This window comes from Ochrobactrum sp. AN78, assembly GCF_029909885.1.
In the GTDB taxonomy this organism is placed as follows: domain Bacteria; phylum Pseudomonadota; class Alphaproteobacteria; order Rhizobiales; family Rhizobiaceae; genus Brucella; species Brucella quorumnocens.
Genome location: NZ_JASAMU010000011.1, coordinates 23,905 through 38,159, shown reverse-complemented (window position 1 = coordinate 38,159; position 14,255 = coordinate 23,905). Strand labels below are relative to the sequence as shown.

The window sequence follows — 14,255 nt, the reverse complement described above, 5'->3', positions numbered from 1 at the left end:
GGCGGGACATCGTGTCCTATGCAACGGGATGCAAAATCATTCAGGCAAAGGTACGAATTCGTCTTCGTCACCGGGCACTATATCGAAGCGGCCCGTGCGCCATTCTTCTTTTGCCTGTTCAATGCGTTCTTTGGAAGACGACACGAAATTCCACCAGATATAACGCTTGGAGCCGAGGGCCGCACCGCCAAAAAGCATGAAATGTGCGCCTTCCGGCCCGGCTTGCACGACAATATCATCGCCCGGTCGAAATGCCAGCAGACGGTCAGGCGGAAACACCTCGCCACCAATGCCAACATTGCCACGCAGTGTATAAATTGCGCGTTCTTCTGTGGTGGGTGGAATATGGAACCGCCCACCCGGCAGCACTTCAATATCCGCATAGAGCGTTTCAGCGTGTTGGATCACCGGCGAGTTAACGCCATGCATCGAACCAATGATTAGACGCCCTTTGAACTCACGATCCTCCATCAGCGGCAAATCCGGCGCGTTGGTGTGGAAGAACACCGGGTTGATTTCTTCAAACTGCTCCGGCAGAGCAAGCCATGTCTGCACACCCGAAATCGATAGCGGACCACTACGCTCTTCTTCAGGCGAGCGTTCAGAATGGACAATCCCCCTCCCCGCCGTCATCAGGTTCACATCACCGGGCTGGATCACCATTTCAGTGCCAAGGCTATCACGATGCCGGATATGGCCATCAAAAAGATAAGTCACGGTCGAAAGGCCGATATGTGGATGTGGACGAACGTCAAGTGCGTCGCCATCCCGCAGAACCGCCGGTCCCATTCGGTCAAAAAAGATGAACGGCCCGACAAGACGACGGCGAACCGTGGGAAGCGCACGCCGCACCTCCAGCCCGCCAATATCGCTCGTCCGCGGGATAACCAGCGTTTCGATGGCATCCACGGTGGTCTTGTCGCCAAGAACCGGATCAGGGCATGGAAAGAAACTCATGAAGCCACTACCAAATAAAAATGCACCAGCGGAGAGCGCCGGTGCTGCCGTCATGTCGAATATGATAGCCCTTAGAGCGGTTCCAGTTAAGATTGAATCATTGAAACCGCTCTAATTATTTGCTTTGGCGCATTTCCATACGCAATGCCGGTTCCCGCTTTTGCGGGAAATGCTTTAACGATTGTGCAATAGTCGCGACAATTCGTTCGTATCAGGCACCTGACCGTTGGTCGTCAGCTTGTCCACTAGTCCCGGAAGAACCTGCGAGAGCTGATTGAGCAGTTCCTGCTGGTCAATGCCGGCGTGGGCCGCGATTTCGCTCAGTGTCTTCTGACCAAGTGCATCGCCTAGCTGGCCCGGCTCAATCTGGTGATTGTTACCCTGCCCTACCCAGGAATCCACTTTTTCCCCAAGACCTGCCTGTTTCAGCTGGTCGAGCAAGCCACCAAGACCACCACCGAGCGGACCGGGTGCCGCAGGCGCAGAGGATGCCCCGCCACTTGCAAGCGTTCCACCAAGCAAGCCACCAAGGCCACCTAGAATACCGCCGAGTAGACCACCGCCGCTATCTGCCTGCTGAGGTGCGGACTGGTCTGGGATGGACGCAGGTTGTTCAGGCTCCTCGCTGTGCCCTTTCAGCATCTTGCCGACCAGAAGCGCACCGAGTGCAATCAGAACCGGCTTGGCAAGGCTGCCGCCGGGGATCGGCGAATTCTTGGAATTGTCGTCATAGCTTCCCATCACGCGATACTCCCTGTTGGACGCTGTGATTTTCTCACATGCGATAAGTTAAGGTGAAATAAGTTTCTGCTTTTGACAAGCATTATACCTTGCCAAATCGAAACTATTGTGAAAATTTTCTAACTGCCTGATGCAAAAACTTATTTGCGCAATAGGAGATATTAGATGTCTGTTATAAGCTGGATTATTCTAGGTCTGATCGCCGGCTTCATCGGCAGCAAGATTGTCAATAAAAGCGGCCAGGGACTGTTCTTCGACATTGCGCTAGGCATTGTCGGGGCAATCGTTGGCGGCGTTCTTTCTTCATCTCTTTTCGGTCGCGGCGTCACTGGCGCCTTCGATCCAATCAGTCTGATTATCGCCATTATCGGTTCAATTATAGTTTTGTGGGCTTACCACAAGATCACCGGCAAGCGTTCCATCGGCTGAAAAAACCATTTATATATGCTGGCTCCGGTTCGCGCCGGAGCCTTTTCATATCTTGTCTTCTGAAAGTGCCACCTTTTAATGATGAGCTTCATCGAGCCCTACATCACCGCCTACGGCGCGCTGGCACTTTTTATTATTGTCTATTTTGAATCTTTCGGCGCACCGCTTCCCGGCGAAAGCGCTCTTATCGCTAGTTCTCTTCTGGCTCTTCATGGCACGCTGAATATCGAAATGGTTATTCTGGCCGTATTTGTTGGCGCAGTCTTAGGCGACTGCACCGGCTATGCCATTGGACGCTTTGGTGGAAGAGCACTCATCCTTCGCTACGGAAATTATGTGAAGCTTACGCCCGAACGGTTCGACAAGTTCGAGAAGATGTTTGAGAGCAAAGGTATCTACGTGGTCGCAACGGCGCGCTTCGTCGTACTTCTAAGGCAATTGAACGGCATTGTTGCAGGGTCCGTGAAAATGAATCCGCTGCATTTTTTATGCGCCAATGTGGTGGGTGCTGCCGGGTGGACGCTTGTGTGGGGACTTGGCCCCAATCTTCTGAGCGGCGTGCTTGCGCCCTACGCCGCTCAACTCAAGGCAATGTTTTAATTATTCAGCGTCCAGCGGTTCAGTGCCAGCAGGCTGACCATCGCGACCGATGCGGATTTTCTCGACCTTGTCTTCAGCTGATTTCAGTAGCGTGTCGCAATGCTTCTTCAGCGCTTCGCCGCGCTCATAGATGCGGATAGATTCTTCCAGCGGCACGTCGCCCCGCTCCAGATCATCGACGATCTTCTCAAGCTGCTTCAAGGCGTCCTCGAAGCTCATAACTGCAATGTCGGTGTTGGACGGTTCGGTTACCATTGTTTATCCTTTCAACAGCCGCGTAATATGAGAAGACGCGGACTGCGACAAGCCCTCAAGATCATATCCACCTTCAAGCACGCTCACCAGTCGGTGATTGCAGAACCGTTCTGCACGTTCCATGAGCTTGCCCGTCGCCCAATCGAAATCCGCCTCATCGAGATTGATCTCGGCCAGCGGATCGCGGAAATGCGCGTCGAAGCCAGCTGAAATAAGGACCAAATCAGGCCGGAAGTTGTCCAAAGCTGGCAATACACGACTATTAAATGCCTCACGAAATTCGCGACTGCCGGTATTGGGCGAAAGTGGTGCATTGACGATGTTGCCTACCCCAACCTCATCTTTCCTGCCCGTGCCTGGAAAAAGAGGAAACTGATGCGTCGAGCAGTAGAGAACGCTTGGATCGTCTTTGAAAATATCCTGTGTACCATTGCCGTGATGCACGTCCCAATCGATGATTGCGACGCGCTCGGCACCGTGATTGCGCTGCGCATGACGGGCAGCGATAGCAACATTGTTGAAAAGGCAAAAGCCCATTGCTGTTGAAAGTTCGGCATGATGACCGGGAGGACGCGACGCGACAAACACATTGTCCGCCTGCCCGGAAAAAACATCATCGACAGCAGCGTTCGCGGCACCAATCGCCAGAAGGGCAGCTTCCCAGCTTTTCGGGCTCACATAGGTATCCACACCGAGTTTATTGATTGGCTGCGGTGCTTCTTCGTCGTCAATCGAGTCCGGTATCTCATTCCGGACCGTTTCGACATAACTCCCGGGATGCGCGAGCAAAATGGCATCTTCCGAGGCCATTTGCGCTTCCACACGATCAAGACGATAAAAATCCGGCCCTTCCAGCTCGCTCATCAATGCACGAATGCGATCGGGCCGCTCGGGATGACCGGGCGGCACGTTATGTTCAAGATAGATTGGATGCCAGTAAAGCCGTGTGGTCATGTACTCACTTTAGAGTGCCGTGCGCCCTTCTGGGCGCTACACAAGATCGCTCTATGCTATTGATGCTACAGCATCGCGACATTCAGATGATTTCAGTGCGCGCGATGTTGATACCGAAACCTTCGAGCCCGACATAGTGACGCTCACGCGATGCCAACAGCGCGATCGAAGTGATACCGAGATCCTTCAAAATCTGGGCTCCCAAACCGATCTGACGCCACTCTTCCTCGCGGGCTACGGCCTCGGCATGGGCTTCATGTTCACCGAGCAGAGCTTCGCGTGCACGCGCATCACGATGATCACGACGCACACCAACCGAGCCTTCACGCAGATAAACCAGAACGCCGCGGCCTTCCTTGCCCATACGTTTCATGATCTCGTCGAGATTGTTGCCACCTTTTCCAAACACATCGCTCAGCACATCTTCGCGATGCAGGCGGACAGGCACATTTTCGCCATCACGAATGTCACCAAAGACCACCGCCACATGCTGCATAGGCTCCCATGGGAGTTCGTAAGTATAAGCATGGGCCTCACCAGCACAGGTGTCTATTTTAGCGTCACCAATCCGCTTGACGAGTGTTTCCTTACGCTGACGATAGGCGATTAGGTCAGCAACCGTCACGCGATGCAGCTTGTGCTGTTCAGCAAAAGCCGTCACATCAGGCCCACGCATGACAGTTCCATCATCATTAATCAGTTCGCAAATGACGCCGATGGGTGGCAGATTTGCGAGCTTGCAGAGATCGACAGCCGCTTCGGTATGGCCGGAGCGCATCAGCACTCCACCTTCACGCGCAATGAGCGGGAAAATATGGCCTGGGCGTACAAAATCAGCAGCACCAGCATTGGGATTTGCCAGATTACGCACCGTGAGCGTGCGGTCATCAGCCGAAATGCCGGTCGTCGTGCCATGGCGATAATCAACCGTGACAGTGAATGCAGTTGTATGAGCGGATTCGTTTTCAGCGACCATTGGCGCAAGATTGAGGCGCTTGGCTTCTTCACGTGGCATAGGCGTGCACACGATGCCAGACGTATAGCGCACGATGAAGGCCATCTTTTCCGGCGTGCAATGCACTGCTGCAACGATCAGATCGCCCTCGTTCTCACGACCGTCATCATCCATGACCACAACGATTTCGCCACGCTCGAAAGCCCGCAGCGCATCAACGACCTGTTTCTGATTATAGCTCATTTCAGCCTCAATGGTTGTACCACAGCTTCAGTCGAAAACCGGCCCTCAGTTCCTGAAACTATTCTCTTTATACCAAGGCGCTAAGATGCTGACGCATCATGCCTCGAAAATGTTCAGTCGCCATACAGGCTTAATCAATACCCAATGAGTTGCACCCTGGGGTATTGGTCTTACCCGTCACACGCGGCCTGTCTGACCACGGTGGCGCAAATAATGATCAGCAATTGCGCAGGCGACCATAGCTTCGCCAATTGGCACCGCACGGATACCCACGCAAGGATCATGACGGCCCTTGGTCATTACATCAACTTCCCTGCCGTCCTTATCGATGGACTTGCGCGGCGTGAGGATCGATGAAGTCGGCTTGACCGCAAAACGCGCAACAACTGGCGCGCCCGTCGCGATACCGCCCAGAACGCCGCCCGCATGATTGGACAGGAACATCGGCTGTCCGTCATTGCCGATACGCATTTCGTCAGCGTTTTCTTCACCGGTCAGGCGTGCGGCCTCAAAACCATTACCGATTTCAACGCCCTTGACGGCATTGATCGACATTAGCAGGCTTGCGATATCCTGATCGAGCTTGCCATAGATCGGCGCGCCGATGCCGGCTGGCACGCCTTCAGCCACGATTTCAATAATCGCGCCAATGGAAGAGCCATTCTTGCGAATGCCGTCCAGATAATCGGCGAAAACCTCAACCGAACCGGCATCAGGCGTGAAGAACGGATTGTTATCGACTTCATCCCAGTTCCAGCGCGTGCGGTCGATGTCGTGAATGCCCATCGAGACCAGCGCGCCGCGCACCTCAAGACCTGGAACAACTTTTCGAGCAATCGCCCCAGCAGCAACACGTGCTGCCGTTTCACGCGCAGAGGAACGTCCGCCACCGCGAAAGTCGCGAATGCCATATTTGACGTCATAGGCGTAGTCGGCATGGCCCGGACGATACTGCCGCGCGATATCGCCATAATCCTTGGAACGCTGATCAGTGTTTTCGATCATCATCGAAATCGGCGTGCCGGTGGTAGTCATGGTCACGCCATCATCGCCAAGCAGAACGCCTGACAACACGCGTACCTGATCCGGTTCGCGGCGCTGGGTTGTATATTTCGACTGGCCGGGCTTACGCTTGTCGAGATAGGCTTGGATTTCGGCTTCCGTGAAGGTGATGCCGGGAGGGCAGCCATCCACCACACAACCAAGCGCCAGACCATGGCTTTCGCCCCAGGTTGTTACGCGGAAGAGATGACCAAAACTGTTATGAGACATTGCTAAGCCCGATTAAGGAATGCGCCTTTTCAGGCAGGATACGCGCTGGTTTTATTGGCCTTTTCAGCCATGGTCAAATTATAGCTCGGAATAGGTTCATCGAGATCGCAAAATTTCCTTCGGATCATCCACATACCGCATTCTTTTTGACACATTCCGCCCACTAAAATGGGGTCAATAATCACATTGCGCTGCCCATTTTCTATCCGTACAGTCAGACTATACAACCAGAGGGAAAGTGATTGCGCAAAATGCAATTCGTGTCGAATCAGTCAAAGGACAGACTGGCACACAAAAGGAGGATGACAGCCATGCAGTATGTGGTGGGACTGATCTTCATCATTGCCTCGCTTTTCTCGACCGTCGCCATGGCGGATGATGTCGAGGGCAAGATCACTGGTATCAATCAAGACAAAGAAACTATCACGCTGGATGATGGCAAAACCTATAAATTGCCCGGTGAGTTTGACTATTCCGCGATTTCCAAAGGTATGAAGGTCATCATTCTCTATGATGAAGCTGATGATACCCGCTTCATTACCGACATTCAGGAAGCGCCGTAAATATCATTTCACCTCAAGCACAATACCCGTGTCGTATTGGCGAACAAAATCGACGCGGGTTCCGTTCCAGTGATAGCTGTAATGCCTCCCCTGGACGGGAATCGTTATAACATTCGGCCAGAAAATCCCGATGCAAAAGCCACCGCGCATCCGCACGCTCGGCCAGAGAAGTCCCTGACTTCCCTGAGCGCGCAGTTCTCGCCCCTCGACATGCGAAGCCGTATAATCGACCGGATCAAGCACGTCCGGCACCTTGCTCACATCATCGAGTTCCCGATCGACACTCCCAATCAGCGCCCGAAAGTCTGAAGTCCATCCGGGCTCTTCATTTGTTGCGCGCATGAATTTTTCATGATGGTGGATGGTTTCAGCAACCGCCACATTTTCACGGTCCGCAGCATAATAAATACCGTAGCTTCCGTCGCTAAAGCGACCGGGTCGCTGCGTGGAGCAATGCACGAACGGCGCCATCACGTAAGATGCGCCGTGGCCCGCTACTCGCCGGTCGGCAGGCACTTTTCCAAGATCGCCGATCTCGAAACGAATACGCGGATTGGTCTTTTCTTCAACTGAAGCCAGAGCCTCCCAATCGCGGGGATCAGCAATATCTTCAAACAGATCAATGGGGGGATGGATGGAGCGGATGATGCGATAAGTCTGCGGCCAGTGAACTTGGCGCTTTACAGCCAGCTCACTTACCATGCGCCGCGCTCCGCATTTAGCCAGTCGCGAAGGGCAGCAAGATCGGAAATTTCACCACGCAGCATGAGATCAAGCGCCGAAAGCCCGCCAAAAGCGGCATTGGGCTTTCTGATCCAGGCGTAGCCGCGCGCGGCATCACGAAACAGATAACGCAGGCCTTTGTGAATGCCCATAAGATGCGCCATCCGCATCCGCAAATCGCGATCGATGCGACCGATAGTACCTTCTTTCCAACGCGCCCATGTGCGCGCTGACATATCGCCCAAGAGCGTGCAGGCCTCCGTGTCCGACAGCTTCCAAGCCTTAAGCAAGTTGACCGTGGTGCGTGCAAGTGCGCCCGCTTCCTCGTCAGTGATCACGCTTGTCAGGCCGGCTGCGGGCGTTATGCTGATTGGTTGAAGTTCCATCGCCCACCTTCCTTATGGCGGAAAGATAGCATACTTTTGCCAAATGGCAATAAAGGCATTTTATGAACTACGACCCTATGCCTTCCGAAGCCATCCGCTGCGGATGACCTGTGCCCATTCCTCCCTATTCGCTTGCTCGGCAAGCGTGATCATACGTGTGGTATCATAAGGAATACTACGGAACGTGACCTGCCATCCCAGAGCACCATCTTCGATAATGGCATAGGAGGCATTCGGTGTTCCTGTCTCGACAATATGCGGCACCGGTTGATCATCATCATAGCCGGGGCACCCCACACTTCCTGGATTGACGATCTGGCGACCGTCACTCAAACGCACCACGCGCGGCGTATGCGTATGACCGCAGAGAAAAAGCGAAGCGGCAACATCTTCTGCCTCCGCTTCGATTTCATCACGACCACGCAGAACGACATCGCCGGTTCGTTTGACCGTTTCTAGCCAATAAGTCATGTCGCTCGTCGGCGTACCATGACAGATAAAAATTCGCCCGTCCGCGAGTGTTAGGGTTGCGGGCAAATTGCGCAGCCAAGCAAGATGCGGCTCTTCAAGTTGCTCAAAAGCAACGCGATCCGATGGCCCCATCTCGGCGATAGACTTTTCGACCAACCAGCGGTCATGATTGCCACGAATGGAGATCATCGCGCGCGCCATCAGCATATCCGCCGTCTCACGGGCTGCGAGCGGCCCGCTCAGATGGTCACCTAGATTGATAATGGTTTCGATACGCAACGCATCGATATCAGCGAGTACAGCTGCCAGCGCATCGCTGTTGCCGTGAATATCAGCAATAACTGCAAAGCGTTTGAAGAGCATACTATTCTCGCAAGGTGAGCTTTCAGTGCGGGTATTACAACGCCTCTTCACAGACCTGAAAAGTTACCCGGCGTTTTAAACCCACTCAAGCTTGCCGTTTTCAAACTTCAGAATCTTATCCTGCGGAATGGAGAGATTTGCGGCGGCGTGACCATCCATATCGCCATAGAGATAAAACAAGGTGCGGATGCAGCCGCCGTGCGTCACGCAAACGGTTGGCCATTCCACGGCCTCAACCCAGCGACCAATCCGCTGTGAAAGCCGCATGTAGCTTTCGGCAGTATCTCCCGGTGGGATGAAATTCCATTTATCGCGGGCACGGGCTTCAACGAGATCGACGCTTTCCTTGGCAATGTCTTCCATCATGAAGCCTTGCCAGTCGCCGAAATTCACTTCCATCAGTTGTGGATCGGTGCGGAAGTCGTATGGGTCGAGCCCCATGCGCAAACGAATACGCTCCATAGTTTCGCGCGTACGGCGCAGCGGGCTTGCCACGAAATCGTAGCCTGCCCCATTGCCGATAAGCGATTTCAGCACATCGCCGTTTCGATCAGCCTGCGTACGGCCATGGGCGTTGATATCAATATCGAGCTGCCCCTGTATGCGCTGCGAAACATTCCAGTCGGTTTCACCGTGACGCGAAAAGTAGATGATCTCCCGAGCCAAAACCCTACCTCTATCTGCCGCTTGATTTCATCGTTTGATGCGCAGTGTTGCGCATGTGCTCTTTCTCGATAGCCTTCCCGCACGGGAAAGACATAAGAAAAATCCCGAAAAGTCGGTCAACTTTTCGGGATTTGGTATTATCTGGCTCAGTCCTTGACGACCGAGATATCCGGCGCATCGACCGCCTTCATGCCAATGACGTGATAACCACTGTCGGCATGATGTACTTCGCCGGTAACCGAGCGAGACAGGTCGGAGAGGAAGTAGAGACCAACGTCGCCTACTTCATCGATGGTCACGGTACGGCGCAGCGGCGCGTTATATTCATTCCACTTGAGAATATAACGGAAGTCACCAATGCCGGATGCAGCCAGCGTCTTGATCGGGCCAGCAGAAATCGCGTTGACGCGAATGTTCTGTGGTCCAAGATCGACTGCGAGATACTTTACGCTTGCTTCAAGTGCTGCCTTTGCAACGCCCATGACGTTGTAGTTCGGCATAACTTTTTCAGCACCGTAATAGGTCAACGTCAGAATAGAACCGCCCTCAGCCATCAGCTTTTCTGCACGGCGCGAAATTGCCGTAAGCGAATAGACTGAAATCAGCATCGTGTTCTGGAAATTGGCTTCGCTTGTGTCGACGTAACGGCCAGTCAGTTCATCCTTATCGGAGAAACCAATCGCGTGCACGACGAAGTCGAGCTTGCCCCACTTCTTTTCAAGTGCTTCAAAAACAGCATCAATGCTTGCACCGTCAGAGACATCGCAATGTCCAGCGACGAAAGCGTCCAATTCTTCAGCCAGTGGCTCGACGCGTTTCTTCAACGCATCACCCTGATAGGTGAATGCAAGTTCCGCTCCAGCTTCACGAGCGGCCTTGGCAATACCCCAGGCGATGGAACGGTTGTTGGCTACGCCCAGAATCAATCCGCGCTTGCCCTGCAACAAACCAGACTTTGCGGTCATTAAGGGTCCTCATTGAAATATAATCAACTAGATGCCCTATCGCACAGGCTTGCACAGGCTTCAAGCAATTGCGCGTAAAAAGCCGGGTATTGTGATTTTATCGCACAGCACAGTTGTGCTCGTGCATCGGCTGCGGGTGGGAAATGTGCCAGCATAGATGGTTTCCGGGGCTGAATGCAGTAACCGCTTCCAGCCCCGGTGCCGTTTAGTCAGTCTTGCGCTTGCGCAAAAACTCTTCCAGCTCCGTGTCACCGCCTTCCGGCAGCATAATACGGACGTGAACATAAAGATCGCCATGGCCACCGGCCTTGAGCGGCAAACCTTTGCCTTTCAGCCGCAGTACCTTGTCGGAACTGGACCATGCAGGAACCTTGACGGCTATGCGGCCATTGAGCGTATCCACTTCCGCTTTGCCTCCAAGAACCGCATCGGCAAGCCCGACAGGAAGATCAACGTGCACATCGCGGCCTTCAAGTTTGAAGCGCGTGCTCGGCTTGAAGTGGATCGTCACCAAAGCATCGCCCGGCGTGCCGCCCACAATGTGTTCGCCTTGCCCTTTAAGCCGGATGGTCTGACCATCCTCAACAAACTGCGGCAGCTTGATCTTCAGATGTTTACCGTTCGGAAATACGGCTTCAACCTTGTCGGCACCAGCTGCCTGTTCAAGCGTGATGTTGATAGACGCAGCAAGATCACTGCCCTTGACGGGTCCGCGCTGCTGACGTGCACCACCGCGAGCACCGCCGCCAAAAGCACCGCCGAACAGATCGTTCAATATGTCTTCCGCACCGCCAAAGCCGCCTTGCTGACCACCACCGGCACCACGAAATTCAAAATTGCCGCTCCCGCCACGCTGGCGGAAACCGGCGAACGGATCGCCACCGGCACCACCAAAACCGCCCTGCCCACCGAACCCCTGAAAGGCTGGCTTGCCTTCGGCATCAATTTCGCCTCGATCAAATTGGCCACGCTTGTCTTTGTCGCCAACAATCTCGTAAGCCTGATTAATCTCCGAAAAACGCTCCTGCGCCTTTGGGTCATCCTGGTTCTGATCCGGATGGTGTTTTTTGGCCAGCTTGCGAAAAGCCGATTTTATTTCTTCGGGCTTCGCCGTTTTGGCGACGCCCAACACGCTATAGGGATCGCGCATAAAAGTCCTCATTCAGGAAAAATGACTGTAATCTCAGTCTTTAGACTCAGTTTGCCATAATATGCGCACTAAGCTCAGAAACTTCCAGAGTTATAGAGGACTGTTTCCCAGAAAGCTTAAATTGGTGCAAAAGAAGTCAGCGTCCACTGGCCGCCGCGCTGCATGCACGTCTCACCACGATAAATGGAAACGCCGTCAAATGCTTCGCGCGAAGTTTCAAACTTCCGACATAGGCCATCATCGGATTTTGTCTCGGCAATCGTAGTGATCGTTCCCTGACTGCCGGTATCGGGATTGGCCCAAGGCACCGGCTTTTTACCCCATTGGGTGAAATCAAGCGCAGAGACGACACTCTTAATCGTAGACTGATCCGAAAGCTTGCCGGTATCTGTTTCAACCTTTTGGGCTGGCTTTACTGAACCGGTGATCGTCGAAGAATCAGGCACCGCTTTTTCGATACTGAACCCGCCCATGGCGCAACCAGCCAATGACATCACAACCATAGCAAGAGCTGCATGGCGTAGAAGCGCCACGCTTAAAACTGCAGAGTCGTCATATTTTTCGCGGCGAGCGGATAAAGCAGCCAACGGTCTTCCCTTAAATACACCCTAAAGATGTAGCGAATATGGGGGATATGGAGTTAACAAGCGGTTCGCGGGCAAGGTAAACAAATCAATACCAAAGGACAACGGTATAAAACTGGCGGGCACAGCTTCCTTCGTTCAAGCTGTTTCCCGGCATGCAAACAACTGAAATGCGATTTGATCTAATGGTGTTTAACGGGCATCGAAGCCTAAACCCGTTTCACACTTTTCGGGATACGCTTTAAATCTGCCATGTTTGGATTTTCAGATTGCACGAATATTGAACCGGGGAGGAATATGTGATTTCCCGCCGTGGGTTACTGATTGGTGGTGCAGTTTTGGCCACCGCGCTAAACATGCCTGTTTTGTCCGCAAGGGCACAAAACACCCGGATTCCGCTCTGGCCAGCCTTCCCGCCCGGTGGTGGCGGCCCCAGTGGTTCTCAGGAAATCAGTGCAAAAGGCGCAATCACTAACATTGCCGCGCCAAGTCTTGAGGTTTTGGCGCCCAAACGTCCAAACGGTGCAGCGATGATCATTGCAGGGGGCGGCGGATATAAGCGCATCGAGGAAGGCAAAGAGTCCGATCCTGCCGCGCGCTGGCTTGCAGAAAGAGGCATCTATGCTTTTCTGCTGACCTATCGCTTGCCGATTGAGGGCTGGACCAATGGACCGCTTGCACCACTACAAGATGCGCAACGTGCTTTTCGTGTTGTACGTGCGCAAGCTTCAAACTGGAGTATCGATCCAAACAAGATCGGCGCGCTTGGCTTTTCAGCAGGTGGCCATCTGATGGGCCTCACCGCCACGCGCTCGGCTTTTCCGTCTTACCAGCCCATCGACAGCATCGATGTACAATCCGCACGGCCAGATGTTGCGGCACTCATTTATCCCGTCATCACGCTCGCAGCGCCCTATGACCACACCTCAACACGACGCTCACTCGTGGGGAAACACCCCACAGATGAAGCAGTGAAGCAATGGTCGGTCGAGAGCCATGTGGGCAAAGATTGCCCTCCGATCTTTCTCACACAGGCCGATGACGACCCCATTTCAAATCCGGCCAACAGTCGCATCATGCAGCAGGCTTGTGAGCAAGCAGGCGTAGCGGTGGAATTTCACGCAATCGCATCAGGTGGCCACGGTTTTGGCATGGGTCGCCCTGGCACTCCGACGGCAGAGTGGCCGATTTGGTTTGAAAACTGGCTCCGCGCGCAAAACATGCTTGTGTAATCTGCCGCAACAAGCGGGCATGGACAAAGCTTACGAATTGGACGAGGTTCCTAACCGCAAACAAGCGAACATGCTTTCCAATCGAACTGCGAAACAAACAAATGACCAGCGCCACCGACGATTTTACCCAAAGCTCAGAACCGTTCAACCTCTTCGCTGAATGGCTCAATGATGCAACCAAGAGCGAGCCGAACGATCCGAATGCACTGGCTCTGGCCACTGTCGATCCAGATGGGCTGCCCAATGTGCGCATGGTGTTGCTCAAGGATTTCGATGAGCACGGCTTCGTCTTTTACACCAATTATGAGAGCGCAAAGGGACAGGAAATCCTGTCTGCCGAAAAAGCTGCAATGTGCTTTCATTGGAAGTCGCTGCGCCGTCAGGTGCGAGTGCGCGGCCCTGTAGAAAAGGTTAGCGACGCAGAAGCCGATATTTATTATGCCTCACGCCCGCGTGGTAGCCGCATCGGTGCCTGGGCATCCAAGCAGTCGCGTCCGCTTGAAAGCCGCTTTGCACTGGAAAAGGCTGTTGCTGAATATACGGCCCGATATGCAATTGGCGAAATCCCTCGCCCTGCTCATTGGTCTGGTTTCCGCATTCGCCCAACTTCCATTGAGTTCTGGCATGACCGTCCATTCCGTCTGCATGATCGCGTGTTGTTCACGCGACCCACGCCGGAAGGCGACTGGAACAAGGACAGGCTCTATCCATAGTCGAACAACAAAAAGGCCACCGTTTCGGTGGCC

The 14,255-nt window shown here is 53.7% G+C and carries 18 protein-coding genes; 5 read left to right on the top strand and 13 right to left on the bottom strand.

From position 1 onward, the window contains the following. Window positions 1–36: 36 nt before the first annotated feature. Window positions 37–957, bottom strand: coding sequence for a pirin family protein (locus QBD00_RS18170; RefSeq protein WP_318580231.1), 921 nt, complete (start codon window positions 955–957; stop codon window positions 37–39). 174 nt (window positions 958–1,131) lie between these two features. Continuing rightward, on the bottom strand, window positions 1,132–1,698 hold the full coding sequence (locus QBD00_RS18165) for a YidB family protein (RefSeq protein ID WP_095446150.1): 567 nt from the start codon (window positions 1,696–1,698) through the stop codon (window positions 1,132–1,134). A gap of 165 nt (window positions 1,699–1,863) precedes the next feature. On the opposite strand from QBD00_RS18165, the gene QBD00_RS18160 reads away from it, so the two are divergent. Continuing rightward, window positions 1,864–2,127: a GlsB/YeaQ/YmgE family stress response membrane protein gene (locus tag QBD00_RS18160; protein ID WP_024896155.1), complete on the top strand. Its 264-nt coding sequence runs from the start codon at window positions 1,864–1,866 to the stop codon at window positions 2,125–2,127. An 81-nt stretch (window positions 2,128–2,208) separates the two neighbouring features. Then, entirely contained in the window at window positions 2,209–2,727 is a 519-nt protein-coding gene (locus QBD00_RS18155; RefSeq protein ID WP_318580230.1) for a DedA family protein, read from the top strand. On the opposite strand, the gene QBD00_RS18150 is transcribed toward QBD00_RS18155, so the two are convergent. The 4 genes from QBD00_RS18150 to aroC all read right to left on the bottom strand — a co-directional run bounded on the left by QBD00_RS18150 (window position 2,728) and on the right by aroC (window position 6,406). Next, window positions 2,728–2,982 carry an exodeoxyribonuclease VII small subunit gene (locus tag QBD00_RS18150; protein WP_007873761.1) on the bottom strand — a complete coding sequence of 85 codons (255 nt, stop codon included), beginning with the start codon at window positions 2,980–2,982 and terminating at the stop codon, window positions 2,728–2,730. Window positions 2,983–2,985: 3 nt separating this feature from the next. After that, window positions 2,986–3,936: a histone deacetylase family protein gene (locus QBD00_RS18145; protein WP_318580177.1), complete on the bottom strand. Its 951-nt coding sequence runs from the start codon at window positions 3,934–3,936 to the stop codon at window positions 2,986–2,988. Between the two features lie 82 nt (window positions 3,937–4,018). After that, window positions 4,019–5,134, bottom strand: coding sequence for a 3,4-dihydroxy-2-butanone-4-phosphate synthase (gene ribB, locus QBD00_RS18140; protein ID WP_264232144.1), 1,116 nt, complete (start codon window positions 5,132–5,134; stop codon window positions 4,019–4,021). Window positions 5,135–5,311: 177 nt separating this feature from the next. Then, a complete protein-coding gene (gene aroC, locus QBD00_RS18135) occupies window positions 5,312–6,406 on the bottom strand; it encodes a chorismate synthase (RefSeq protein WP_318580176.1) in 1,095 nt (364 codons plus the stop codon). 311 nt (window positions 6,407–6,717) lie between these two features. On the opposite strand from aroC, the gene QBD00_RS18130 reads away from it, so the two are divergent. Then, window positions 6,718–6,969 carry a DUF1344 domain-containing protein gene (locus QBD00_RS18130; protein WP_095446146.1) on the top strand — a complete coding sequence of 84 codons (252 nt, stop codon included), beginning with the start codon at window positions 6,718–6,720 and terminating at the stop codon, window positions 6,967–6,969. 3 nt (window positions 6,970–6,972) lie between these two features. Here QBD00_RS18130 and QBD00_RS18125 read toward each other — a convergent pair whose 3' ends face one another. The 7 genes from QBD00_RS18125 to QBD00_RS18095 all read right to left on the bottom strand — a co-directional run bounded on the left by QBD00_RS18125 (window position 6,973) and on the right by QBD00_RS18095 (window position 12,280). Further along, a complete protein-coding gene (locus QBD00_RS18125) occupies window positions 6,973–7,671 on the bottom strand; it encodes an RES family NAD+ phosphorylase (RefSeq protein WP_318580175.1) in 699 nt (232 codons plus the stop codon). After that, window positions 7,665–8,078 carry an MbcA/ParS/Xre antitoxin family protein gene (locus QBD00_RS18120; RefSeq protein WP_318580174.1) on the bottom strand — a complete coding sequence of 138 codons (414 nt, stop codon included), beginning with the start codon at window positions 8,076–8,078 and terminating at the stop codon, window positions 7,665–7,667. Before QBD00_RS18120 ends, QBD00_RS18125 begins: the two co-directional genes overlap by 7 nt. Window positions 8,079–8,153: 75 nt before the next feature. After that, the gene (locus QBD00_RS18115; RefSeq protein WP_318580173.1) at window positions 8,154–8,912 is read right to left on the bottom strand and encodes a metallophosphoesterase family protein; all 759 of its coding nucleotides are present in this window, start codon (window positions 8,910–8,912) and stop codon (window positions 8,154–8,156) included. A gap of 75 nt (window positions 8,913–8,987) precedes the next feature. Further along, window positions 8,988–9,578 carry a histidine phosphatase family protein gene (locus QBD00_RS18110; protein ID WP_095446142.1) on the bottom strand — a complete coding sequence of 197 codons (591 nt, stop codon included), beginning with the start codon at window positions 9,576–9,578 and terminating at the stop codon, window positions 8,988–8,990. A gap of 146 nt (window positions 9,579–9,724) precedes the next feature. Then, window positions 9,725–10,543 carry an enoyl-ACP reductase FabI gene (gene fabI / locus QBD00_RS18105; RefSeq protein ID WP_095446141.1) on the bottom strand — a complete coding sequence of 273 codons (819 nt, stop codon included), beginning with the start codon at window positions 10,541–10,543 and terminating at the stop codon, window positions 9,725–9,727. Between the two features lie 205 nt (window positions 10,544–10,748). Beyond that, window positions 10,749–11,693, bottom strand: a complete 945-nt coding sequence (locus QBD00_RS18100; RefSeq protein ID WP_318580172.1) for a DnaJ C-terminal domain-containing protein — start codon at window positions 11,691–11,693, stop codon at window positions 10,749–10,751. A 116-nt stretch (window positions 11,694–11,809) separates the two neighbouring features. Continuing rightward, window positions 11,810–12,280, bottom strand: coding sequence for an RT0821/Lpp0805 family surface protein (locus QBD00_RS18095; protein WP_244923275.1), 471 nt, complete (start codon window positions 12,278–12,280; stop codon window positions 11,810–11,812). Window positions 12,281–12,576: 296 nt separating this feature from the next. On the opposite strand from QBD00_RS18095, the gene QBD00_RS18090 reads away from it, so the two are divergent. Together QBD00_RS18090 and pdxH are read left to right on the top strand one after the other, a co-directional pair. Next, window positions 12,577–13,509 carry an alpha/beta hydrolase gene (locus QBD00_RS18090; RefSeq protein WP_318580171.1) on the top strand — a complete coding sequence of 311 codons (933 nt, stop codon included), beginning with the start codon at window positions 12,577–12,579 and terminating at the stop codon, window positions 13,507–13,509. A gap of 86 nt (window positions 13,510–13,595) precedes the next feature. Then, window positions 13,596–14,222 carry a pyridoxamine 5'-phosphate oxidase gene (gene pdxH / locus QBD00_RS18085; protein ID WP_264232166.1) on the top strand — a complete coding sequence of 209 codons (627 nt, stop codon included), beginning with the start codon at window positions 13,596–13,598 and terminating at the stop codon, window positions 14,220–14,222. Window positions 14,223–14,255: the final 33 nt, after the last annotated feature.